The organism is Bradyrhizobium sp. GW821-FHT12B03, assembly GCF_058807535.1.
This window is the reverse complement of sequence record NZ_JBXAQU010000002.1, coordinates 207264-230833: the sequence shown is the minus strand read 5'-3', so window position 1 is coordinate 230833 and position 23570 is coordinate 207264. Positions and strand designations below refer to the sequence as shown.

The 23570-nt window shown below is 66.5% G+C and carries 22 protein-coding genes; 13 read left to right on the top strand and 9 right to left on the bottom strand.

Annotated elements, in window-relative coordinates:
• Positions 1–49: 49 nt before the first annotated feature.
• From AC1RUR_RS05115 to AC1RUR_RS05095, 5 genes are all read left to right on the top strand, one after another.
• On the top strand, positions 50–541 hold the full coding sequence (locus AC1RUR_RS05115; protein ID WP_492841974.1) for a tripartite tricarboxylate transporter TctB family protein: 492 nt from the start codon (positions 50–52) through the stop codon (positions 539–541).
• A 3-nt stretch (positions 542–544) separates the two neighbouring features.
• Positions 545–2056, top strand: coding sequence for a tripartite tricarboxylate transporter permease (locus AC1RUR_RS05110; protein ID WP_492841972.1), 1512 nt, complete (start codon positions 545–547; stop codon positions 2054–2056).
• A 51-nt stretch (positions 2057–2107) separates the two neighbouring features.
• Positions 2108–3097 carry a methylmalonyl Co-A mutase-associated GTPase MeaB gene (gene meaB, locus AC1RUR_RS05105; protein ID WP_492841970.1) on the top strand — a complete coding sequence of 330 codons (990 nt, stop codon included), beginning with the start codon at positions 2108–2110 and terminating at the stop codon, positions 3095–3097.
• Positions 3094–3741, top strand: a complete 648-nt coding sequence (locus AC1RUR_RS05100; RefSeq protein WP_492841968.1) for a pyroglutamyl-peptidase I — start codon at positions 3094–3096, stop codon at positions 3739–3741. Before meaB ends, AC1RUR_RS05100 begins: the two co-directional genes overlap by 4 nt.
• A gap of 232 nt (positions 3742–3973) precedes the next feature.
• The gene (locus AC1RUR_RS05095; protein ID WP_492841966.1) at positions 3974–5344 is read left to right on the top strand and encodes a TIGR03808 family TAT-translocated repetitive protein; all 1371 of its coding nucleotides are present in this window, start codon (positions 3974–3976) and stop codon (positions 5342–5344) included.
• A 118-nt stretch (positions 5345–5462) separates the two neighbouring features.
• Here the strand turns inward: AC1RUR_RS05095 and AC1RUR_RS05090 are convergent, their stop codons facing one another.
• From AC1RUR_RS05090 to AC1RUR_RS05075, 4 genes are all read right to left on the bottom strand, one after another.
• A complete protein-coding gene (locus AC1RUR_RS05090; RefSeq protein WP_492841964.1) occupies positions 5463–6206 on the bottom strand; it encodes a TIGR03809 family protein in 744 nt (247 codons plus the stop codon).
• A gap of 484 nt (positions 6207–6690) precedes the next feature.
• A complete protein-coding gene (locus tag AC1RUR_RS05085) occupies positions 6691–8376 on the bottom strand; it encodes a S8 family serine peptidase (protein WP_492841962.1) in 1686 nt (561 codons plus the stop codon).
• A 15-nt stretch (positions 8377–8391) separates the two neighbouring features.
• Positions 8392–9087: a hypothetical protein gene (locus tag AC1RUR_RS05080; protein ID WP_492841960.1), complete on the bottom strand. Its 696-nt coding sequence runs from the start codon at positions 9085–9087 to the stop codon at positions 8392–8394.
• On the bottom strand, positions 9084–9653 hold the full coding sequence (locus AC1RUR_RS05075; RefSeq protein WP_157328961.1) for a sigma-70 family RNA polymerase sigma factor: 570 nt from the start codon (positions 9651–9653) through the stop codon (positions 9084–9086). Before AC1RUR_RS05075 ends, AC1RUR_RS05080 begins: the two co-directional genes overlap by 4 nt.
• A gap of 439 nt (positions 9654–10092) precedes the next feature.
• Between AC1RUR_RS05075 and AC1RUR_RS05070 the strand changes: the two genes are divergently transcribed.
• Positions 10093–11310, top strand: a complete 1218-nt coding sequence (locus tag AC1RUR_RS05070) for a GGDEF domain-containing protein (protein WP_492841958.1) — start codon at positions 10093–10095, stop codon at positions 11308–11310.
• Positions 11311–11372: 62 nt separating this feature from the next.
• Positions 11373–12476 (top strand): DUF2336 domain-containing protein, encoded by a 1104-nt coding sequence (locus tag AC1RUR_RS05065; protein WP_492841956.1) that lies wholly within the window; start codon positions 11373–11375, stop codon positions 12474–12476.
• 21 nt (positions 12477–12497) lie between these two features.
• On the opposite strand, the gene paoC is transcribed toward AC1RUR_RS05065, so the two are convergent.
• From paoC to AC1RUR_RS05040, 5 genes are all read right to left on the bottom strand, one after another.
• Positions 12498–14702, bottom strand: coding sequence for an aldehyde oxidoreductase molybdenum-binding subunit PaoC (gene paoC, locus AC1RUR_RS05060; protein ID WP_492841955.1), 2205 nt, complete (start codon positions 14700–14702; stop codon positions 12498–12500).
• Between the two features lie 3 nt (positions 14703–14705).
• Complete coding sequence (locus AC1RUR_RS05055; RefSeq protein WP_492841953.1) at positions 14706–15656, bottom strand: FAD binding domain-containing protein; 951 nt, start codon at positions 15654–15656, stop codon at positions 14706–14708.
• Entirely contained in the window at positions 15653–16315 is a 663-nt protein-coding gene (gene paoA, locus AC1RUR_RS05050; RefSeq protein WP_492841951.1) for an aldehyde dehydrogenase iron-sulfur subunit PaoA, read from the bottom strand. Before paoA ends, AC1RUR_RS05055 begins: the two co-directional genes overlap by 4 nt.
• Positions 16316–16539: 224 nt before the next feature.
• A complete protein-coding gene (locus AC1RUR_RS05045; RefSeq protein WP_492841949.1) occupies positions 16540–17178 on the bottom strand; it encodes an NrsF family protein in 639 nt (212 codons plus the stop codon).
• 2 nt (positions 17179–17180) lie between these two features.
• The gene (locus AC1RUR_RS05040) at positions 17181–17726 is read right to left on the bottom strand and encodes a sigma-70 family RNA polymerase sigma factor (RefSeq protein WP_492841947.1); all 546 of its coding nucleotides are present in this window, start codon (positions 17724–17726) and stop codon (positions 17181–17183) included.
• 286 nt (positions 17727–18012) lie between these two features.
• Here AC1RUR_RS05040 and AC1RUR_RS05035 point away from each other — a divergent pair, with 286 nt between their 5' ends.
• From AC1RUR_RS05035 to AC1RUR_RS05010, 6 genes are all read left to right on the top strand, one after another.
• A complete protein-coding gene (locus AC1RUR_RS05035; RefSeq protein WP_492841946.1) occupies positions 18013–18687 on the top strand; it encodes a hypothetical protein in 675 nt (224 codons plus the stop codon).
• A gap of 162 nt (positions 18688–18849) precedes the next feature.
• Positions 18850–19629 (top strand): enoyl-CoA hydratase, encoded by a 780-nt coding sequence (locus tag AC1RUR_RS05030; RefSeq protein ID WP_492841944.1) that lies wholly within the window; start codon positions 18850–18852, stop codon positions 19627–19629.
• Between the two features lie 188 nt (positions 19630–19817).
• Entirely contained in the window at positions 19818–21248 is a 1431-nt protein-coding gene (locus AC1RUR_RS05025; protein WP_492841942.1) for a TolC family outer membrane protein, read from the top strand.
• Between the two features lie 159 nt (positions 21249–21407).
• Positions 21408–21758, top strand: a complete 351-nt coding sequence (locus AC1RUR_RS05020) for an addiction module antidote protein (RefSeq protein WP_492841940.1) — start codon at positions 21408–21410, stop codon at positions 21756–21758.
• Between the two features lie 82 nt (positions 21759–21840).
• Positions 21841–22398 carry a P-loop NTPase family protein gene (locus tag AC1RUR_RS05015; RefSeq protein WP_492841938.1) on the top strand — a complete coding sequence of 186 codons (558 nt, stop codon included), beginning with the start codon at positions 21841–21843 and terminating at the stop codon, positions 22396–22398.
• 52 nt (positions 22399–22450) lie between these two features.
• Positions 22451–23413 carry an amidohydrolase family protein gene (locus AC1RUR_RS05010; RefSeq protein WP_492841936.1) on the top strand — a complete coding sequence of 321 codons (963 nt, stop codon included), beginning with the start codon at positions 22451–22453 and terminating at the stop codon, positions 23411–23413.
• The last annotated feature ends 157 nt before the right edge of the window (positions 23414–23570 follow it).

The window sequence follows — 23570 nt, the reverse complement described above, 5'->3', positions numbered from 1 at the left end:
TCTCCCCGCGCGCGGGGAGAGGGAGAATACCTCGCATAGGATTCTCGTCATGCGTCTTCCCGACTCGGTCACGGGATCGTTTCTCGTCGTGCTCGGCGCGGCCGCCGCCTATGGCGGCTACATCCTGCCGCCGGTGCCGGGGCAGCCGGTCGGCCCCAACGTGTTTCCGCTCGTGATCGGCACGGGGCTCGCGCTGTGCGGTCTCGCGATCATGTTCGGGATCGGGCACTCCTTCGAAGAGGACGAAGAGCTGATCCCGCTGGAGGACGGCCAGGCAGCAAGCCCGCCGCCGCAGGGCAGGCTCTACGGCCTGCGCGCGCTGCTGCCACCGGCGCTGCTGCTGTTCTACGTTGCCGCCGCCGACCGGCTCGGCTTCATCGTCACCGCGGCGATCATGGTCTACGTCACCTCGACCGCGCTAGGGGCGAAGTGGAAACTGGCACTGCCGCTCACGGCGCTCTCGCCGTTCGCCATCCACCTCATCTTCGGCAAGCTGCTGCGCGTGCCGCTTCCTGCCGGCCTGCTGCCGACGCCCTGGTGATTCATGCTGAAAACCCTGATTGAAGCGTTCGCGCTGATCTCCACCTGGGAGGTCATCATCGCGATGTTCGCAGCCTCCGTGTACGGCCTCGTCATCGGCTCGCTGCCGGGCCTGTCGGCGACGATGGCGACCGCCCTGCTCGTCCCCGTCACCTTCTATCTGTCGCCGATCGCGGCGATCGCGACCATCGTCGCGGCGTCCTCGATGGCGATCTTCTCCGGCGACATTCCCGGCGCGCTGCTGCGCATTCCGGGAACGCCGGCGTCAGCTGCCTATGCGGACGAGGCCTATGCCATGACGCGCAAGGGTCAGGCCGAGCTGGCGCTCGGCGCCGGCGTCTGGTTCTCCGCGGTCGGCGGCATCGCCGGCGTGCTGTCGCTGATGATCCTGGCGCCGCCGCTCGCCGAGGTCGCGCTGTCGTTCTCGACCTTCGAATATTTCTGGCTGGCGCTGCTCGGCCTGATGTGCGCCACTTTGGTGGCGCGCTCCTCGCCGGTGAAGGCGATCGCGGGCATGTTCCTCGGCCTGCTCGTCTCCTGCATCGGCATCGAAAATCCCGGCGGCGTGCCGCGCTTCACCTTCGGCATCACCGACCTGTTCGGCGGCATCGAGCCGATCCCGGCGCTGGTCGGCGTGTTCGCGGTGGCGCAGGTGATGCGCGCGATGCTGACGCCCGAGCCACCGCCGCTGCCGCGGCGCAAATTCGGAAGCATCATGGCCGGCCAGTGGAAGCTGACCAAGAAATACCATTGGCAGATGACGCGCGGGAACATCGTCGGCATCATCATCGGCGTGCTGCCGGGCGCAGGCGCCGACATGGCCGCCTGGGTCTCCTACGCGATGTCAAAACGCTTCTCCAAGGAGCCGGAGAAATTCGGCACCGGCCATGTCGAGGGCCTGGTCGAGGCCGGCGCCAGCAACAATGCCAGCATCGCCTCGGGCTGGGTGCCGTCACTGCTGTTCGGCATCCCCGGCGACACTATCGCCGCGATCGCGATCGGCGTGCTCTACATGAAGGGCCTCAATCCCGGCCCGACGCTGTTCACCGAGAAAGCGTCGAGCATGTACGCGATCTACCTGATGTTCATCATCGCGAACATCCTGATGATCCCGCTCGGCATCGCCATGATCCGAATCGCCGCCTACATCCTGCTGGCGCCGCGCTCGGCCATCATGCCGATCATCATGCTGTGCTGCGCGGTCGGCTCGTTCGCGATCGGCAACAACATGTTCGGCGTCGTCACCGTCGCCGCCTTCGGCGTGATCGGCTATGTCATGGAGGCGAACGGCTATCCCGTGGCCGCGATGGTGCTCGGCATCGTCATGGGCACCATGGTCGAGCAGGCCTTTGTCACCTCGCTGATCAAGTCCGACGGCAGCATTTTGCCGTTCTTCGAACGCCCCGTTGCCGCCATCCTCGCCGCCATGGCGATCGGCGCGCTGCTCTGGCCTGTCATGGTGTGGGTCTGGCGCAAGGTGAAACCGGTGCAGACGGCGGCGGCAACATCCCGGTGATAGCGGGCGGGCGGCCCTCGCCTGCCCCGCCCTGGCGTTGTAAAGCAGGGCATGACCGAGAAGAAGGCCCCGCTGAACATCGCATCCCTCGCCCGCGACCTCCGCTCCGGCAGTCGCGCGGCCCTCGCCCGGGCCATCACGCTGGTGGAGAGCCGGCGCGGCGACCACCAGGCGCTGGCGCGGGAGCTGGTGCAGATGCTGCTGCCCGACACCGGCAAGGCGTTTCGCGTCGGCATCACCGGCTCGCCCGGGGTCGGCAAGTCCACCACCATCGACGCGCTCGGGACGTATCTGATCGAACAGGGCCACAAGGTCGCGGTGCTCGCGGTCGATCCGTCCTCGGCGCGCAGCGGCGGCTCGATCCTCGGTGACAAGACGCGGATGGCGCGCCTGTCGGCCGCGGATGACGCGTTCATCCGTCCCTCGCCGTCCTCGGGCACGCTCGGCGGCGTCGCCGCGAAAACGCGCGAGGCGATGCTGCTGTGCGAGGCGGCCGGCTTCGGCGTCGTGCTGGTGGAGACCGTCGGCATTGGCCAGTCCGAGACCGCGGTGTGCGACATGACCGATTTCTTCCTCGCGCTGATGCTGCCGGGCGGCGGCGACGAATTGCAGGGCATCAAGAAGGGCCTGGTCGAGCTCGCCGACATGATCGCGATCAACAAGGCCGACGGCGACAATCTCAAGCGCGCCAACATCACCGCGGCCGACTATCGCGGCGCGCTGCATATCTTGGCGCCGCGATCCGAGCATTGGCATCCGCCGGTCGAGACCTATTCGGCGCTGACCGGCGACGGCATCGCAAAGATCTGGCAGAAGGTTTTGGATCACCGCAAGGCGATGAACGCCTCCGGCGACTTCGCCGCACGGCGGCGCGAGCAGCAGGTAAAGTGGATGTGGTCAATGCTGGAGCAGCGGATGCTGGCGCGGCTGCGCAGCGAGGCATCGGTGCGGACCAAGGTCAGGAAGATCGAGGCCGAAGTCGCAGACGGCCATCTCACGCCGGCACTCGCCGCCGAGCAGATTCTGGAGTTGCTGCAATGAGCCAAAAGCTCCGCGTTCTCCTCACCGGCTTCGGACCGTTCCCCGGCGCGCCCTATAACCCGACGCAGCCACTGGTCGCGCGGCTGGCACGGCTGCGCCGACCGGCACTCGACGACGTCGAACTTGCGACCCACATTTTCCCCGTGACCTATGCCGCGGTCGACCGGCAATTGCCTGAGGTGCTCGCTGCGCAAAAGCCCGACGCGGTTCTGATGTTCGGCCTCGCCGCGCGCACGCCTTACCTGCGCGTCGAGACCCGCGCGCGCAACGCGGTCACCATGCTCTGGCCCGATGCCGCCAACACCCGCTCGAGCAAGCGCGGCATCGCCGGCCATGCGGATGCGATGCTGTTCGGCCCGCACACCGCAAGGCTGCTGCGCGCCGCACGCCTCACCGGCATCGACGCCCGCTCCTCGCGCGATGCCGGCGCCTATCTCTGCAATTACCTAAGCTGGCGCGCGATCGAGAACGTGAGGAACGGCGGGCCGCAGCTGGCGGCGTTCATCCATATTCCGCTGCTCGCGCGCAGCGGCGCCGTGCGACGGAAAGGCGCGCCGCGGATCACGCTGGAGGAGCTGGTGGATGCGGGGGAAGCGATGCTGATGGAGATGGTGCAGCTGGCAAGGAAAACACGCGTTTCGTAGGGTGGATTAGCGAAGCGTAATCCACCTCTTCTGCTTCAACGGGTTCCACACGCGCGGTGACATGGTGGGTTACGCCTGGCGGACTGCGCTTCGCGCAGCCGCAAGGCTAACCCACCCTGCGGCACCGTCTTTGCGGTAAACATTTAACCCTACCGCGAACAATCCTCACGCCCCAGTCCGCCCTGCGCTACCTAACCGCTGCGGACCCCCGCGTCCGCCGGAGGACGCATCCATGGACCTCAATCGCCGTCATCTCATCGGAGCTTCCACTGCGGGCATCGCCGGCGCGCTGGCCATGCCGGCCGATGCCGCGCGCGCGGCGCCGCTGACGTCGCTGCTTGGCCGCGATGCGACCCAATATGGCGTGCGCCCCGGCAGCAACGAGGACCAGACCCGCGCGCTCCAGCGCGCCATCGACGAGGCTGCACGGGCGCAGATGCCGCTCGCCTTGCCGCCCGGCATCTACCGCAGCGGGCTATTGCGGCTGCCGAACGGCGCACAACTGATCGGCGTGCGCGGCGCCACGAAATTCGTCTTCACCGGCGGACCGTCGGCGATCCAGAGCGACGGCTCCGATGCGATCGGCCTTTCCGGCATCACCTTCGACGGCTGCGGCATCCCGCTGCCGACGCGGCGCGGACTGATCCACGTCCTCGGCGGGCGCGACGTCCGCATCACCGATTGCGAGATCACCGGCTCCGGCGGCAGCGGCATCTGGCTCGAACAGGTCTCCGGCGACATCTCCGGCAACATCTTCACCAAGACCGCGGTGACGGCGGTGGTCTCGTTCGACGCCCGGGGGCTCAGCGTCGCCCGCAACACCATCATCGGCACCAACGACAACGGCATCGAGATCCTGCGCAGCGCGATCGGCGACGACGGTACGCTGGTTGCCGACAACCGCATCGAGGACATCAAGGCGGGCCCCGGCGGCTCCGGCCAGTACGGCAATGCCATCAACGCCTTCCGCGCCGGCAACGTGATCGTGCGCGGCAACCGCATCAGGAATTGCGACTACTCCGCGGTGCGCGGCAACTCCGCCTCCAACATCCACATATCAGGCAACAGCGTCAGCGACGTGCGCGAGGTCGCGCTCTATTCGGAGTTTGCGTTCGAGGCCGCCGTGATCGCCAACAATACGGTGGACGGCGCCGCCGTCGGCGTCTCCGTCTGCAATTTCAACGAAGGCGGCCGCATCGCGGTGGTCCAGGGCAACATCATTCGCAATCTGATCCCGAAGCGGCCGATCGGCACCGCGCCTGACGACGATGCCGGCGTCGGCATCTACATCGAGGCGGACACATCAGTGACCGGCAACGTGATCGAGAACGCGCCGTCCTATGGCATCGTCGCGGGCTGGGGCAAATACCTGCGCGACGTCGCGATCACGGGCAATGTGATCCGCAAGGCGCTGGCCGGCATCGGCGTCTCCGTGGTGCCGGGTGCCGGCACCGCGCTCGTCAACAACAACATGATCTCGGAGACCCCACGCGGCGCGGTGGTCGGGCTCGATCACGCACGCGCGGTGACGGCGGACCTGTCAGCCGACGGCGCACAGCGCTTTGCGCAGGTGGTGATCGGCGGGAATGCGGTGCGGCGCTAGGCCTACGGTTGGAAGGGCCATGCATCCTTCGAGGCTCGCCGCGTGGCGCGTTGCGCCGCGTGTCTCGCACCTCAGGATGACGGGGCTGGAGAAGACGCGGCTGCTCTCGAGCGATCCGCTAGAATGCGTTCCGCAGCAGCGGGTATTTCGCCTCGAGGCCGTCCAGGCTGAGGGTGAATTCGACGACGCGCTCGGGGGCTGCGACGATTTCGGCGGCCGGCGGGGCGAACTGCGGCAGCAGCGTTGCCATCGCGGCGGGCGTGGTCACTGGTGGCCTCACAGCAGGCGCGGTGGACGGGGCCATTGCAGAGGGCGCGGCGACCGGAGGCCTGACGGCAGGTGCGCCGAGCGGCGCCCGCGCAGCGGGTGCCTTGAGCGGTGCGACGGCAGCAGGCGCCGTGAACAATGCCACCGCAGCAGGCGTCGCAAGCGGTGCGGTCGGGGCCGCCGGCGCGAGCGGGACTTCGGTCACTTCGGCGAGCACGTTCGGCGTGGGGTCGAGCGCGACCGGCACGGCGGTTTCGGGCGCGATGTGCACGGCCTTTGGCTGCATCATCTTGGGCTGCACGGTCTGCGCCTGCTCGCGCGGAAACACCCGAGGCATCGTCGCCGGCGACCAGCCGAATGCGGAGGCGACGCTCGCGGCCGCCTCGGCGACGTCGCCACCGGTGGCGATGGCGCGCCAGGTCTGGACCGCGCGCTTGGCTTCCTGGATGTTTTCGAGGAATGCGAGTTCGGAGTGATAGCGGCGCCAGCGTCCCGTCTCGAACATTTCGGAGAGATGTTCCAGCCGTTGTTCGGCGAGAGCGCACCAACGTGCTGCAAGCTCGCGGCTACCAGCCGCGCTTTGGCGATGTGTCATGAACCAGCCCGTGAGGAGAAAAATACGGACGCGGGGACGCAACGCACACGAATCAATCTAGACGCGACATGAATATTTTGTGGAAAAGTTTTGACTTGTCCAGCAACGACACGGCGCGCGTCGTGAAACACCGTAGTCGTGCGGAGTTTTCAGGCATTTCCGAGTCAAGCTTCGCACAAGCATGACGGACTTGCGGTGCCCCCGAAGGACGCTCGCGATGAGCGCCGCCGCGCTAGCTCAACCGCAAGCTGATCTCAAGCATTGCTTCAAGGAATCGGATGCCCAAAAAGAAAAGACCCGTCCGGGGGGACAACCGGACGGGTCGAGCCATATGGGCGCTTGGGGTGGATGGGCGCTCGCGCCTGATATGACTGATGGGGAGGGATGACCGCTCCCACATAATTTGGTCGTGGCAGCCGGCTGAACGTTCAATGCGGCGTTCGATTATTTAACTTTCCGCTCGCGCGCAAAGTTGCCGCAGCGACTATCGCGTCGCCGGCCTATCCGCCTGAGAAATCGTGGATTTATCATCCGCGCTCGACAGCGAGGGCTGCTCGATCGCCCGGATGCCGGGCTGGTCGCGACGTGGCTGCCCATCTTCACGTTTTGTTGTACCGGACGCAGCCGCCACCGGCGTCGCGCTGTCGGCGGGAACGGCCATCACCGCGGCAAATGCATCGGCCTCGCCGTCGCCGAACAGATCATCACGGCCGGGTGAGCCGAGATCGCGCGCGGTCTTCGCAAGCGTCATGCGCAGCGCCTCCGGCTTCAGCGCGTAGTTGCGCTCGAGCAGCAACGCCGCGACGCCGGAGACATAGGCCGCCGAGAACGAGGTTCCCGACGTCATCTGATATTTGCCCTCGGGCGCCGGCAGGAAGATGTCGACGCCGGGCGCTGCCAGCGCGATGTGATTGCCGCGGTTGGAGGCGGTGAACAACTTGTCCTGCTGGTCGGTCGCGCTGACCGCAATCACATTGGGATTGGCGGCGGGATAGAGCGGCGGCGATTTCGCCCCCGCATTGCCGGCCGCCGCGATCAGCACGAGGCCGCGCGCGGCGGTGGCCGCGATGGCGCGCTCGATCACCGCATCCTTCGGTCCGGCAAAGCTCATATTGACGATCTGAGCGCCATGCTCGGCGGCGTAGTTGAGCGAGCGCAGGATGACGTAGGACGAGCTCTCGGCGCCGCCCGTGGTGCCACCAAAGGCGCGGATCGCGATGATGCGCGCCTCGGGCGCGCTGCCCATCAGCCGGTCATGCGCCACGATGGCGCCGGCGATGCCGGTGCCGTGAACATGCGGGCCCTCGGCGCTGCCGAGCGCGTCGAAATTGTCGGCGATGGAATTGGCAAGCTCGGGATGCTTGACGTCGATGCCGGAGTCGATCACGGCGACCGTCACATTGGCACCGTGCGCCAGCGTGTGCGCCTGCGGCAGGCGGAGCTTTGCCAGCACGTATTGCGCGGGGTCGCCCTCGGTCGGCACGGAGGATTTCTGGTCCTGGAGCACGTAGCGGAAGTTCGGCTGGACCGAGCGCACGCTGCCGTCGGCGGCGAACTCACGCCGCACCGTCTCCGCGGGACGGCCATCGGTGATACGGAACAGGCCGAACGTCGCCCCGATCAGCGGGAAATTCTCGGATGCGACGCGCGTCAGCCCATGGCGACGCGCGAGCGCGTCGGCGTCGGCAACCGACAGCGCGCCGTCGATCTCGGCGACGAATTCGCCTGCGAAGATGCGCTGGTTCAGCGCGACGGGAGCGTTGCTGCCGCGCCCCTTGCCCGCGCTCTTCTTGCCGGACTTGCCGGCGCCGTCACCGCCCGCATCTGGCTGCGCCAGGCATTCGCCGGCGGCGTCGCGGTAGGGTGCGGTGCAGGACGGGTAGAGGTTCGGCGAGTAGCGCGCATAAGGCAGCACCGGCGCCGGCCCCATCCGGGCCGAAGGGATCCGCGCGGTCGTCATCGTACGCGGGCCGCGGTCAATGTTCACCGCCCGCGCAGCGACGTTCGGAGAGATGGTCGGCGTGCGCGAGGGGACGCTGATCGTGGGCGTGCGCATGATCGCCTGCGCCTGGGCAACCTCGACGCCGAGACAGGCGGCGAGCAGCAGCGCAGCACCGACCGACGAAGCATAGGCTCCGGCTCGCAGCTTGCTCTCGGACTTGCGCGTCATGGGTTGAGCGGCGCCTTACGGCGCCGCAACGGCGAGGTTGACGAACTTCTCGCGCTGCATCCGGCCGAGCAGCGAGGCGAGTTCGTCCTGGCTCATCGCCTTGTCGAACTGGAGGCGGAACATGCCGCCCTTGGCATCGCCGATGATCGACGCCTGGTAGCTGTCGAGCAGCGCAGTGATGTCGGCGACGCGCGCCTCGGGCATGAAGCGGACCAGCGCGCGCGCCGGGGCAGCCGCAGCTCCGAGTTCCCGTGTGATCGGCGCGCCGGTGGAAAGCGAGGCGGTCTGGAAGGTCGCGGTCTGGGTCTTCATCAGCACCGCGCCGATGATGCCGGCCTGGAGCAGGAGAGCGACGGCGCCGAGGCTCGCCGACCAGGCCAGCGTGCGCGGCGACAGGCTCGCGAAGAAGGTCGAGATGCGCGCCGACAGCGGCAGCGCACCGGTTGCACGCACGGGCTCGCTGTCGATCGCGGCGAACAGCTTCTGCATCGCGCGCGCCGACGGAGCCCCCAGGCTCTCGTTCAGGTGAATGGTCTCTTCGTACTCGCCGCGGATCGCGGCATATTGCTTCGCGAGCTCGGGATCACGCGCCAGCGCCTCCTCGACGCGGCGGGCGTCGCGCGCGTTCAGCGTGCCGGCGGCGTGCCAGGGCAGCAGCAGTTCAATCTCACTGGGCTCTTGCTCCAGCATCTTCTTGCTCAAAGCCATCATGGCCAGCCTCGCTCAACGCCGGCTGCCTTCAGCAGTTCGGCCAGTTTCTTGCGCGCATAGAAGAGGCGCGTCTTCACGGTGTTCTCCGGAATGCCTACGATTTCGGCCACCTCTTCCACGGACTTCTCGTGGTAGTAGACGAGATCGACGATTTCCCGGTGTTCCGGCGAGAGGCCCGTCAGACACTCCCGCAACGCTTCACTGGTATCCTTCTTCTGCACCACCGTTTCCGGATCGTCGGACGTATCCTCGATCGCGTTCGCGGCGTCTTCGTCCAACTCAAAGTCCTTCCTGCGCCGGAGCGCAGAGAGGGCCTTGAATCGGGTGATTGCCAGCAGCCAGGTGGAGACTGCGGATCGGCCCTCGAACTTGCCGGCCTGACGCCAGACGTCCAGAAACACCTCGCTGATGAGGTCTTCCGCCGCCTGCTCGTCCCGCACGAGCCTGAGCCCGAACCTGTAAACCCTGACATGGTGCCGCCCGTACAGCACCTGCATGGCAAGCCGGTCACCCTGAGCGATCCTGGCGATGAGGACCTCGTCCGAAGCCGCCTGTGTCACGCTCAAAGGCCGTCTCGCAAGGTTGGTCGGGTCGATGCAGGGGACGGTTCGACGGGAGGTGCAAAATTGTTCAACTTACCGCAGTCATACGGGGGCCTGTGTGATCTACCACACATACGCGGATTTTTCCTGCCCCGCCCGTGCGGGTTGGCCGTTTCGATCCAAATCGGTAACATAATACTGCAATTTTCCCTGCGGGACGCCTGCCCGGGCACGGCGGGCCGACCAAGTTCGGTTCCATAGCAGTCCTGCACGACATATGTCTCACGAAGCCCTGCTTTGGCTCGATCGCATCGTGAACGATGCCTAATCACGGGCAAATTTCCGGCCGTCAGCCGACATCCCCTGTTCTGCACTGCACGGTTCGGATTCGATTTCAAAGGATACCAAACCTAAAGGCTTGCCACGTAGATTTTTGGCCTGACATCCACCAATTGGCGGGACCATGAACACGGCCGCGACGTCCTTTCCGGAGAGGAATGCCGCTGAGGTCGCGGATCTCGTCCTCACGCCGGAGGCAGCGGCGCCCCAAGTCCTGGCGCCCCAAGTCCTGGCGCCCCAAGTCCTGGCGCCCCAAGTCCTGGCGTCCCAAGTCCTGGAGCGCCGGGTCCGGCAGCGCCGCCAGATGTATATCGGCCAGGTGGTGAGCTACTCGCTCGGCGCCTCGGTCCTGCTGCTCTACGCCTATGACGGTGCGATCTCGATCGACGTTGCCTCGCTGTTCTGGTTCGGCGGCCTCCTGATCATCGGCACGTTCACCGTGCTGTCGGAAGCCGGCGTCGGTGACAGGTTCACCGACCACTATCTCACCGTCTTCCAGATCTCGGCGCACATGGCGCTGCAATTCGTATTCCTGCTGTCGGTCCCGACCGTCGGCGTCGCCTTCATCAGCGTGCTCTTCCTGATCTTCGCCTTTGGCACGCTGCGCATGACCTCGGCCCAGGCGATGCTGACCTGGACGCTCGCGACGAGCGGTCTCGCCGCCGTCTTCCTCGCCTCCGACCTGCCGATCGGAATGCCCGTTGCCACGCGGCTGCAGCGGACCGCCTCGATGCTGTGCTTCGTGCTGGTGATCGGCCAGTGCGCCTTTCTCGGCCTGTTCGGCGCCACGCTGCGCAAGATCCTGTACCGGCGCAGCATCGAGCTGAAGGCGGCCTATCAGCGCATCGAGGAACTGGCCGAGCTCGACGAGCTGACCGGCTCCTACAACCGCCGCTGCATCATGCGGCTGCTCGACGTCGAGATGGAAAAGTCGCGGCGGGCATCGACCCCCTGCGCGATCGCGCTGATCGATCTCGACTGGTTCAAGCGCATCAACGACGCCCACGGTCATCCCGTCGGCGACGAGGTGCTGCGCACCTTCGCGATCACCATTTTCGCCAATATCCGCCCGACCGACTGCTTCGGCCGCTACGGCGGCGAGGAATTCCTGCTGTTGCTGCCGGACACCGACGGCGAGGCGGCCACGCGCATGCTCGATCGCTTGCGCAGCATCGTCGCCGATCTCGACTGGAGCGCATTCTCCCCCGGCATGCGCGTGACGATTTCAGCCGGCGTCGTGACATTGCGCGACGTTGATACTGCCGACACGATTCTCGCGCGCGCCGACAGCGCGCTCTATTCCGCCAAGGCGCAAGGGCGCAACCGCATTGTGACGAGCTGACCAACCCATTTTCTCCGGCGCGCGAGAAGCCGCCGCCGGACCGAACGCTCCAGGACAGGGCAATGAGATCCAGATCCGCCAAACCATCCGAGAATCTGCTCGATGAATTGCAGGCTGCGCTCTCGCACGGCACCGTTGCGCGCCGGGTCGAGACGCTGCGCCGCGTCACCGATCTCTTCGTCGGCAATGCAGTGGATTACTCCGACGACCACATCCGCGTCTTCGACGACGTGTTCCAGTGCCTGGTCGAGCAGATCGAGACCTCGGCCAAGGCGCTGCTCGCCGACCGTCTCGCACCGATCGCGGCGGCGCCGCCGAAGATCATCCGCACGCTCGCGCTCGACGAGGTCATCGAGGTCGCAGGACCGGTGCTGTCGAAATCGGAGCGGCTGGACGAGGCGACCCTGATCGAGATCGCACGCACACGGGGCCAGGCGCATCTGAAGGCGATTTCGCTGCGGCGGGTGCTGTCGGAAGCACTGACCGACGTGCTGGTGACGCGCGGCAACGAGGAGGTCGTGCAATCGACCGTCAGCAATCCCGGCGCGCAGCTCTCCGAGGGAAGTCTCGCCGACCTCGTCACCCGCGCCGAGCGCGACGACGACCTCGCCGCCTGCATCGGCCTGCGGCCCGACCTGCCGCGCCATCACTATCTGAAGCTGGTTGCGAAGGCGTCCCTGAGCGTGCGCAGGAAGCTCGAGGCCGCGCATCCGGAGCTGGCGGACGAGGTGTCGAGCGCGGTTCAGGATGCGGCCCAGCGGGTCCGCGCCGCGGCCATGACCAGGCAGACCGAGATGGCGCGCGCGCTGGTGAGGTCACTCTACGACGACGGCCGTCTCACCGAGCTCCAGGTCACCGCCTTCGCAGAACAGGGCAAGTTCGACGAGACCAATGCGGGGCTCGCGGCGCTCGCGGGCGTCGCGGTCGAAACCGCCGAGAACATGATGATCGAGAGCCGCACCGAGGGCGTGATGATCCTCGCCAAGGTCGCGGGCATGTCGTGGCCGAGCGTACGCGCAATCATCGCCATGCGCGAAAAGCTCTCGGGCGGCGCGCGGACCGACATGCTGGCGCTGCGCGATACCTACGAGGCCCTGCGCTCGTCGACCGCGCAGCAGGTGCTGCGCTTCCACCGCATGCAGCAGGGCGCGACGCCGGCGGCCTGAGCAGACGCGCTGCCGCCGCCGTCAGGCGTCGGGCATGCGGTGCAACAGCTTGTCGAGCGTGATCGGGTAGTCGCGCACCCGTATGCCGGTCGCGTTGTAGATGGCGTTGGCGAGCGCCGCGGCGACGCCGCATAGACCGAGCTCGCCGATCCCCTTGGCCTTCATCGGCGACGACATCGGGTCCGTCTCGTCCAGGAAGATCGTATCCTGGTGCGGAATGTCGGCATGAACCGGAACCTCGTAGCCGGCAAGATCATGGTTGACGAAGAAGCCGGTGCGCTTGTCCACCGCCAGCTCCTCCATCAGCGCCGCACCGACGCCCATCGTCATGGCGCCGATCACCTGGCTGCGCGCGGTCGTCGGGTTGAGGACCCGGCCTGCGGCACAGACGGCGAGCATGCGGCGGACACGGATCTCGGCCGTCGCCACGTCGACGCCGAGCTCGACGAAATGGGCGCCGAACGTCGATTGCTGATGCGTCTTGGCGAGATCGCCATACTCGATCGAATCCTCCGCCGTGAGCTCGCGGTCCGATGCCGCCTGTCCCAGCGGGACGCTGCGGTTGCCCGAGGACACCTGTCCGTCCGAAAACGCGACCTCTGCGGAGTTGAAGCCGAGCTTCTGCGCCACCGCCTCGCGCAGCTTGACGCAGGCAGCATAGACGCCTGAGGTCGAATTGTTCGCGCCGAACTGCCCACCGGAGCCGGCGGATACGGGGAAGCTGGAATCGCCGAGACGGACCACGACCCTTTCGAGCGGCAGTCCCATCATCTCCGCCGCGGTCTGGGCGATGATGGTGTAGCTGCCCGTTCCGATGTCGGTCATGTCGGTCTCGACGGTCACGGTCCCGCTTCGATCGAGACGAACGCGCGCGCCCGACTTCATCAGGAGGTTGTTGCGGAACGCCGCCGCCATGCCCATGCCCACCAGCCAGCGGCCTTCCCGCCGCTTGCCGGGCTCGGCATGTCGCGCACTCCATCCGAAGCGTTCCGCGCCGGTCTTCATGCACGCGATGAGCTGCCGCTGCGAGAAAGGACGGGTCGGATGTTCGGGATCGACCTGGGTGTCGTTGCGCGCGCGGAATTCGATGGGATCGAGATTCAGCCGCTCCGCCATCTCGTCCATGGCGATTTCCAGCGCCATCATGCCGGGCGCCTCACCGGGCGCGCGCATGGCGTTGCCCTCGGGAAGGTCCAGCATGGCCAGACGCAACGCCGTCATCCGGTTCTCTCCGGCATAGAGCAGGCGGGTCTGCTGGACCGCCGTCTCCGGCCTGCCTTCCGGCAGATTGCCCGACCAGCTTTCGTGTCCGATCGCGGTGATCTTGCCGTCCCTGTTGGCGCCGATGCGAATCCGCTGGATCGTCGCCGGGCGATGCGTCGTGTTGTTGAACATCAGGGGCCGCTGCATGGCGACCTTGACCGGACGGTTGGCGGCGCGCGCGCCCAATGCCGCAAGCACCGCGTCCGAACGGAGAAACAGCTTTCCGCCAAAGCCCCCTCCGATGAAGGGTGAAATCAGGCGAACGTTTTCCTTGGGCAGACCGAGCGTCTTGGCGACGTCGCCGGTCGTCCAGGCAATCATCTGGTTGGAGGTCCAGAGCGTGAGCTTGTCGCCATCCCACGCCGCCATCGACGCATGCGGCTCCATCATGGCATGGGCCTGGTCCGGCGTAGTGTAGGTCGCATCGAGCTGCACCGGTGCGGCCGCGAAGGCACCGGCAAAATCGCCGACATTCGTGTCCGGCTGGTTGTCACCGCGACCGGGAGGCTTTGCGGCGCCGTCCCGTCCGGCTGCCAGGTCGAACGAGCCCTTCGCCGCGCTGTATTCGACCTGGACCAGCTGGGCCGCAGCGCGGGCCTGTTCGAAGGTTTCGGCAACGACGACCGCGACCGCCTGGTGGTAGTGGTCGATCTCGGGGCCGCCGAGCAGCTTCGCCGTATTGTAATTGCCCTTGCCGAGCTTGCCGGCCGTCTCGGCTGTGACGATCGAGATCACGCCCGGCGCGGCCTTGGCGCGCGACAGATCGATCGATGCGATCCGGCCCTTGGCGATGGCAGAACCGACGATGTAGCCATAGGCAGGGCGCGTGGCGAGGTCGTGCCATTCATAGGCGTAGGTCGCCCTCCCCGTCGTCTTGAGAGGGCCGTCGATCCGGCTGGTCGCGTGGCCGATGATCTTGAGCTGGTCGATCGGATTGGTCGTTGCGGGCGTATCGAACTTCATGGCTCAACCCTTCGCTTCGGTGAGCACGGCAGCGAGCGTGCGCTCGACCAACGCCAGCTTGAATGCGTTGTCCCGGGTCGGCTTCGCGCCGTCGAGCAGGCGTGCGGCAACGGCCTTGGCGCCGCGCGGCATCTCGGCTTCGGCCGCCTCGACCCGCCAAGGCATGTGCGCGATGCCTCCAACGGCGACCCTTCCCGTTCCGTCGCGCTGGACGATTGCCCCGACCGAGACCAATGCGAACGCATAGGAGGCGCGGTCACGCACTTTACGGTAGACATGGGTTCCGCCAACGGGCTTCGGAAGCGTCACGGAGGTGATCAATTCGCCGGCCGCGAGCGTCGTCTCGAGATGCGGGGTGTCTCCGGGCAGACGGTGCAGATCGGCGATCGGGACGTTTCGGGTCGTGCCATCGGGACGAACCGTCTGCACGGTCGCATCGAGCGCACGCATCGCGATCGCCATGTCGCTCGGGTGAGTTGCGATACAGGCCTCGCTGGAGCCGATCACCGCATGCTGGCGGCTTATGCCGCCGATGGCCGCGCAGCCGCTGCCGGGCTTGCGCTTGTTGCAGGGCTGGTTGGTGTCGTAGAAATACGGGCAGCGCGTCCGTTGCAGCAAATTACCGGCGGTGGTCGCCTTGTTGCGCAATTGCCCGGAGGCGCCGGCGAGCAGCGCGCGCGACAGCAGGCCGTAATCACGCCGCACCCGCTCGTCCGCAGCCAAGGCCGTGTTGCGCACGAGCGCGCCGATGCGCAAGCCGCCCTCGGGCGTTGCTTCGATCTTGTCGAAGCCGAGGCCATTGACGTCGATCAGATGGGACGGCGTCTCGATTTCAAGCTTCATCAGGTCGAGCAGATTGGTGCCGCCGGCGATGAATTTCGCGTTGCTGCTCTTGACGGCCGCTGAAGCCGCTGTCGCGGGCGAAGCCGCCTTCTCGTAGGTAAAGGACTTCATGCGGGCCTCCCGGCCACCTCGGTGATGGCCTCGGCGATGTTGGAATAGGCGCCGCAGCGACAGATGTTGCCGCTCATGCGCTCGCGCAGTTCGGCGTTGGTCAATTCGGGCGCGACATTCAGATCGCCCGTGACGTGACTCGGAATGCCGGCCTTGATCTCGTCGAGCACGGCCACCGCCGAGCAGATCTGTCCCGGCGTGCAATAGCCGCACTGGAATCCATCATGCTTGACGAAGGCGGTCTGCATCGGATGCATGCGCTCCGGCGTACCGAGCCCCTCGATCGTGGTGACGCTGTCGCCCTCATGCATGATCGCGAGCGTCAGGCAGGAATTGATGCGCTGCCCGCCGACGATCACGGTGCAGGCGCCGCACTGACCGTGATCGCAGCCCTTCTTGGTGCCGGTGAGATGGAGATGTTCGCGCAGCGCGTCCAGCAACGTCGTGCGGGTGTCCAGCTTCAAGGCACGGACCTCGCCATTGACGTTGAAGGACACCGTCGCCATCGCGGGCGCTTCCGCCGCAGTTGCAGCCGTCAGAGGCTGCGCGGCAGGATTCTGAGCCTCAGCGGCGCGTGACGCGGCGCCGACCGCGACCGACGTGGCGGTTCCGATCAGAAGGTTCCGCCGCGACATCTCGAATGCGCTGGGTTTTCGCATGGTTGGGCATATCCCTCGCTACAGCAGCGTCCATCGACGCTCCGGATAGAAGTCGTCCAACCGAAGTTAGTTTCTAGCCGCGAACGGGATTAGCCCTTCACAATGGCATGAACTTATCTCTGACATTCATGAATGCCGATGCGATCGGACAGATCGAAAGCGGAGCGTCGCGACCATATGACGCGACGTCAATTTGCGCGGAACGCCTCCAGTCGCACAGGACGTCAGTAGCGCAAGACTTTCGAGCCCACGAGCGCCCCGATCGCAGCCACCAACGCGGTCGCGAGCGTGTACCAGGTCGCGACGAACAGCGGCGAGTCGTCGGTACAGTGCGAGGCGTAGAGCGTCGCGGCAAGCCCGGCGGACACCAGGCCGGCGAGCGCGCCGGCGAGCGCGGGGTGCGATGGCGCGCCATGACGCAGGCCGAACAGCGCCCCCGCCAGCAGCGGCAGCGACATCGCGGGGATCGCCAGCAGGCAAACCCTGGAGTTCTTGCCCATCAGCCGCATCGTCACCGGCATGGCCGGCGCCATCATCGTCTCGCCGCCGATCGCGACCGCAAGAAGACCGACGGGTAGCAGCAGCAGCCAGCCCCAGCCGCGCAGCAGGGCTTCGGGCCGCGACAGGTGCAGGCTGACGATGATCGCGGGGATCGCGAGCGACAGCGTCACCGCGAACTTCATGTCGAAGAACGGGTTGTGCATCGCGCTCATCACGTCGGACCGCACGCCGAGGAACGTCGCGAAGATCAGGATCGACAGCGGCGCGGCCACCAGCAGCGCCATGGTCAGCGTGGCGCCGACGCGCGGGGCGCGATGGGAGTTGTCGGCGGCGAGCGAGCGAATGAGTTGGTCGGTGTCCATGACTAGTGGTCCCGCAGTTTGGCAGTCAAAGCCGCAAGTCCGCGATGCAGTGCGACCCGCACTGCGCCCTCGCTCATCGAAAATCTCGTCGCCGTGTCCTTGATCGACGCGCTCTCGACCGCGATCGACTGCAACACATCGCGCTGACGCTGCGGCAGGGTATTGAGCTGCGTTGCGACCTCGCCCGCCGAAGCCGTCTCCTCCTGCACTTCGCCCGGCAACGTTTCGGCGAAATCGTCGATGTTGACGAAGATCCGCCGGCCGCGCCGCCGCAGCGCATCGATCAGCTTGTTGCGGGCGATCGCAAACAGCCAGGGTGCGAAGGGAGCTTCGCTGTCCCAGGTATGCCGCTTCAGATGCACCGCCAACAGAATTTCCTGCACGATATCCTCGGCCTGATCAGGAGGCTGCCCGGCCCGCGCCAGACCCCGCCTCGCGGCAGCGCGCAGCACCGGCGTGACCGCCTTCAACAGGCGATGATACGCCGCATCATCGCCTGCCATGGCCGACCGCATCAGGCCGGTCCATTCGTCCTCACGTCCGCGCACGCGCGCCCTCACCATGCAATTCGGCCGCACTTTCAATTTGTTACGCCGGCGCCCCGCGATCACGAATTCGTGATCTTTGGTCCACCGGCTGTCCACGCGGCCGTGGAAATCCGCGACGGCTCATAACACCGATCGGTCCCGTCCGCATCCGGCGGGGGCTGCGAAGGGGTGGCTTGCCCCGTTTTTGCCCCGTGTAGCCCGAAGATTCCCATATTCTGCCCCGCTGTCGTCACGCCGCGGCGTCTCTGTTCGATCCCGGGATGGGTGGATTGGGGAGATCGTCAACATGATGAAAGCCAGCGGGCGCGCTGCCCTGATTGTTCTGGCCGGGCTTTTCGTGCTGTTCGGAGGTGCTGCACAGGCGGCGCCGAGTTCGGCTGCGAGCAGCAAGTCGGACAGCGCAAGCAAACAGGCCGATGCGGTCCAGCCGAGCAAGCACCGGCGCCACTCGGCTCGCCGCACCAGCAGCAAGACGGCGCAGAAGCCCTCCGACGACAAGGCCGGCAAGACGGACGCGGCGGCAAAGACCGACGAGGCCAAAGCCGACAACAAGACCGATGGCAACGTGCCGGCCTCGAACCAGATACCGCCGGAGGTCGCCAACGCCCATGCGCAGCTCGCCGCCGCAGACACGCCGCCCGCGGCTGCGGCCTCCGCGATGACGGACCGCGCCAACGACAACGTCCAGGCAGCGGCCGACAATACCGCCGCCCCGAACGCCGAGAGCCAGGTGGTGGCGCCCGACCAGCTCAACGATCTCGACCGCGCCCTGCAACAGGACACGCCGCCGGCGCAGAAAGCGGTGATTGCCGCGACCGACGCGCAGCCGCGGCCCGCGCCGGTGATGGCCAGCAGCCAGCAGAGCTCGGCCTGGGACCAGAGCTCCCTGATCGGCAAGATCTTCATCGCCGTCGGCACCTTGCTGACGCTGGCCTCCGCCGCGCGGATGTTCATGGCCTGATTTCCTGGCCTGATTTCACGGCCAGTTTCTTGGCCAGTTCTTTGGCCCGACGGAGTTCGCCCGAAACGCGCGGAATGCCGCGCGTTCCGGTGGCTCTTGGCCCCTTGAAGCCCACCGCGCCAGCAGGCACATTGCCTGCTCAATCAAAAGCGTGGGTGGAGCATGAGCACGTTCGAACACATCATCGTCGAAAGCATCGGTGCGGTCGGCATCATCAAGCTGAACCGGCCGAAGATGCTCAATGCGCTCTCCTTCGGCGTCTTCCGCGAGATCGCGGCCGCCGTCGATGATCTCGAGGGCGATGACACCATCGGCTGCATCGTCGTGACCGGCAGCGAGAAGGCCTTTGCCGCCGGCGCCGACATCAAGGAGATGCAGCCGAAGGGCTTCATCGACATGTTCTCCGAGGATTTCGCCGCGATCGGCGGCGACCGCATCGCGCGCTGCCGCAAGCCGACCATCGCCGCGGTCGCGGGCTACGCGCTCGGCGGCGGCTGCGAGCTCGCCATGATGTGCGATTTCATCATCGCCGCCGACACCGCCAAGTTCGGCCAGCCCGAGATCACGCTCGGCACCATTCCCGGCATCGGCGGCACCCAGCGCCTGACCCGCGCGATCGGCAAGTCCAAGGCGATGGACCTCTGCCTCACCGGCCGCATGATGGACGCGGCGGAAGCCGAGCGCTCCGGTCTCGTCAGCCGCCTTGTACCCGCCGACAAGCTCATGGACGAGGTGATGGCGGCGGCGGAGAAGATCGCGTCGATGTCGCGGCCCGCCGTCGCCATGGCCAAGGAGGCGGTGAACCGCGCCTTCGAGACCACGCTCGCCGAGGGCATGAGCGTCGAGCGCAACCTGTTCCACTCCACCTTCGCGCTCGAAGACCGCTCCGAGGGCATGGCGGCGTTCATCGAGAAGCGCAAGCCGGTGAACAAGAACCGGTAGCGCCGGCGAACGGTAAGGCTGGTGTAAGGCTCCGCCGCTTCCCGGCAGAACCCCTGTGACGCGCCTGCAACAAGCACGGAATACATGGGGGTTTTGCCCGCGGCAGTTTGCCTGCGGGACCCCGGCTGGTTAAACAGCTAAGAGGCCACCGTCGGCGGGGGCGGACAGCCGGGGTTTAGCGGGATTACATGATTGGGCGTGCCGCCAGAGCTGGTCGCGTGATGACGCGACATCGATCGGGCGTGGGTCCTGTGCTTGCGACATGGACCACGCTGGCGCTGTGTTGCGCCCTACCCTCCGCTGCATGGGCCGAAGCCATGCCGGAGGCGCTCGCCAAGGCTTACCAGACCAATCCGCAGCTCAATGCCGAGCGCGCACGGCAGCGCGCGACCGACGAGAACGTGCCGCAGGCGCTGGCCGGCTACCGGCCGCAGATCGTGGCGAGCCTCAGCGCCGGCCTGCAATCGGTGCGCAACCTTTTGCCTGATAACACCATCCAGACCGCCAACCTGAAGCCGTGGGTCATCGGCGTCACCGTGACGCAGACCCTGTTCAACGGGTTCCGCACCGCCAACAGCGTGCGCGCCGCCGAACTCCAGGTCCAGTCCGGCCGCGAGGCGCTGCGCAATGTCGGCCAGGGCGTGCTGCTCGACGCGGTCACCGCTTACACCAACGTGCTGGCGAACCAGTCGCTGGTCGAGGCGCAGCGCTCCAACGTCGCCTTCCTGCGCGAGACGCTGTCCGTCACCCAGCGCCGCCTCAACGCCGGCGACGTCACGCCGACCGACAGCGCCCAGGCCGAAGCCCGTCTCAACCGCGGCCTTGCCGATCTTAACGCCGCCGAAGTCGCGCTGGCGGTGAGCCAGGCGATCTACGCGCAGGTGATCGGCAATGCGCCGTCGCAGCTTCGCCCCGCCGAGGTCGTCGACCGCTATCTGCCGAAGAGCCGCGAAGATGCGATGACGATGGCGATCCGCCAGCATCCGGCGGTGATGGCTGCAAGCTTCGACGTCGATGTCGCCTCCACCAACATCCGCGTCGCCGAAGGCGCGCTGCTGCCCAGCGCCAGCATCCAGGGCAGCGCGAGCCGCAGCCGTGACAGCGACCTGACGCTCGGCACCCGCGCCGAGGACCAGGCCTCGATCGTCGCCAACGTCACCGCCCCGATCTATGACGGCGGCCAGGCCGCCGCGCAGACCCGACAGGCCAAGGAAATCACGGCGCAGAGCCGGCTCGTGCTCGACCAGGTGCGCAATCAGGCCCGCACCGCGGCAGTCAGCGCCTGGGTTGCCAATGAAGGCGCCAAGATCACGGTCTCGGCCTCGGAGTCCGAAGTCAAGGCGGCAACCGTCGCGCTCCAGGGCGTGCAACGCGAGGCCGCCGGCGGACAGCGCACGACGGTGGACGTGTTGAACTCGCAGGCCGATCTGATCCAGGCCAAGGCCCGCCTGATCGGCGCACTGCGCGACCGCGTGATCGCCTCCTACACGCTGCTCAGCGCCGTCGGCCATCTCGACGTCAAGACCTTGAGCCTGAACACCCCGGACTATCTGCCCGAAGTGCACTACCAGCAGGTCCGCGACGCCTGGCACGGCCTGCGCACGCCGTCGGGGCAGTAGCCGTCCGCGACAAATCGCCTCCAAGCTCCCTGCATCGCCCGCGGTCCCGACGCACCGCGTGCAGCGCGGAGCGCAGATCGTGATCCTGCTATGTGGCGGAGACAAGCGCACGCAGCGACAAGACATCAAGCTAGCCCAGCAACTAGCGGAGACATTGTGATGCCAAAGGCAGCAAAAACGACGACCAAAACGGTATCCAAGACGACGCGCTTCGACGCCACCGACTATCTCAATACAGAAGAACGTCAGGCCGCCTATATTGCGGCCGCACTAGAGACCGGCGATGCCGATTTCGTGCGTGACGCCCTTGGCCTTGTCGCGCGTGCGCGCGGCATGAGCGCGATCGCGAAGAGAGCCGGCTTGAACCGCGAGAGCCTTTACAAGACCCTCGGTGAGACCGGAAATCCCGAGTTCGGCACGGTCATGCGCATTGTCGGAGCGTTGGGCCTGACATTGTCGGCCCAACCCGCGACAGGCGGACGGATGTCAAAGCGCCGCCGCGCCGCGTAAGGGAGCGCCCCGCGATCCCGGCCCTGAACGTTGTGATCGCCATCGACCGCCAAACCGACTCGGGCAGTCTCAGGAAGAGAATATGAAAAGCCGCCGCATCCATCTGATGGGAGCTTCGGGCTCCGGCGTGACCACGCTCGGCCGCGCGCTCGCGGGCCGGCTCGCGCTGCCGCATCACGACAGCGACGACTATTTCTGGCTGCCGACCGCACCGCCCTACCAGACGACGCGCCCTGCCGCAGATCGACTGCGCCTGATGCGCGAGCTGTTCCTGCCGCGGCTGGATTGGGTGCTCAGCGGATCCGTCACCGGCTGGGGCGACGAGCTTATTCCCTTGTTCGATCTGGTCGTGTACGTGACCACGCCGCGCGAAATCCGGATGGAACGATTGCGCGCCCGCGAGGCCACCCATTTTGGCGCTGACGCCGTCGCACCAGGTGGCTGGCGCCACGAGGAGACCGAATCTTTTGTCGATTGGGCCTCGCATTACGAAGCCGGCGACCGCGAGGGCCGCAGTCTTGCCAAGCACGAAGCGTGGCTCGCGGGCCTGCCCTGCCCGGTCGTGCGCGTCGACGGCTCGCGCCCCCTTGCGGACCTTGTCGAGCAGCTATGCAGCGAAGCGGAGCGGTCGCCGGGCTGATGTGATACTCTCCCGGCACCACTGCCAAATAACAAAATCAGGGGGAGAAACCATGCTCAATCGACGCAGCGTTCTGCTTGCCTCTCTCGCCGCCGGAGTAGCCATGACCAGCAAAGCCCACGCCCGCGCGGCGCAGCCCGCGACGCCGGTGAATTTCGACGTCCCGGCGCATGCCTGCGACTGCCATACGCACATTCACGGCGACGTCGAAAAGTTTCCGTTCTTCGCCGGACGCGTCTATACGCCGGAGCCGGCGAGCCCCGAGGAAATGGCCGCGCTGCACAAGGCGCTGCATATCGAGCGCGTGGTGATCGTGACGCCGAGCGTCTACGGCACCGACAATTCCTCGACGTTGTTCGGCATGAAGGCGCGTGGCGGAAACGCGCGCGGGGTTGCCGTGATCGACGACAAGACGACCGAGGCGCAGCTCGATACGATGCAGCAGGACGGCTTCCGCGGCATGCGCCTCAATCTTGCGACCGGCGGCGTCAGCGACCCCAACGTCGGCCGGCCGCGCTTCACCGCCGCGGTCGAGCGCATGAAGGCACGCGGCTGGCACGTTCAGCTCTACACCACGCTTGCCATGATCTCGGCCATCAAGGACCTCGTCGAAAACGCGCCGGTCCCCGTCGTATTCGACCATTTCGGCGGGCTCGAGGCATCGCGGGGCCTGGAGCAACCCGGCTTCTCCGATCTCGTCGCACTGGTGAAATCCGGCAAGGCCTATGTGAAGATCTCGGGCGCCTATCGCTCGTCGAATCTCGCGCCTGATTATCAGGACATGGTTCCCTACGCGCGCGCGCTGATCGCGGCGAACCCGGACCGCATCGTCTGGGGCACGGATTGGCCGCATCCGGATTCGAGCCGCGTCGAGGGACGCAAAGCCACCGACATCGCGCCGCTCTACCAGATCGACGATGGTCGTCTGCTCAACCAGCTTCCGGTGTGGGCGCCGGATGCGGATGTGCGCAAGAAGATCCTGGTCGACAATCCGGCGCGACTTTACGGCTTCTGAGTCGCGACAGATGCAATGAGGTTCAAACAGGACGCGATTTCTTTCCATGTCGCGCAGTGGAACCGTTGTAACGAGAGCACACCGTTGTCGCGAGAGCACAGCGCGGCATCGTTTCACACGAACGTGTTTGCGCTCTCGTTCGCTTCTCACCCGTATG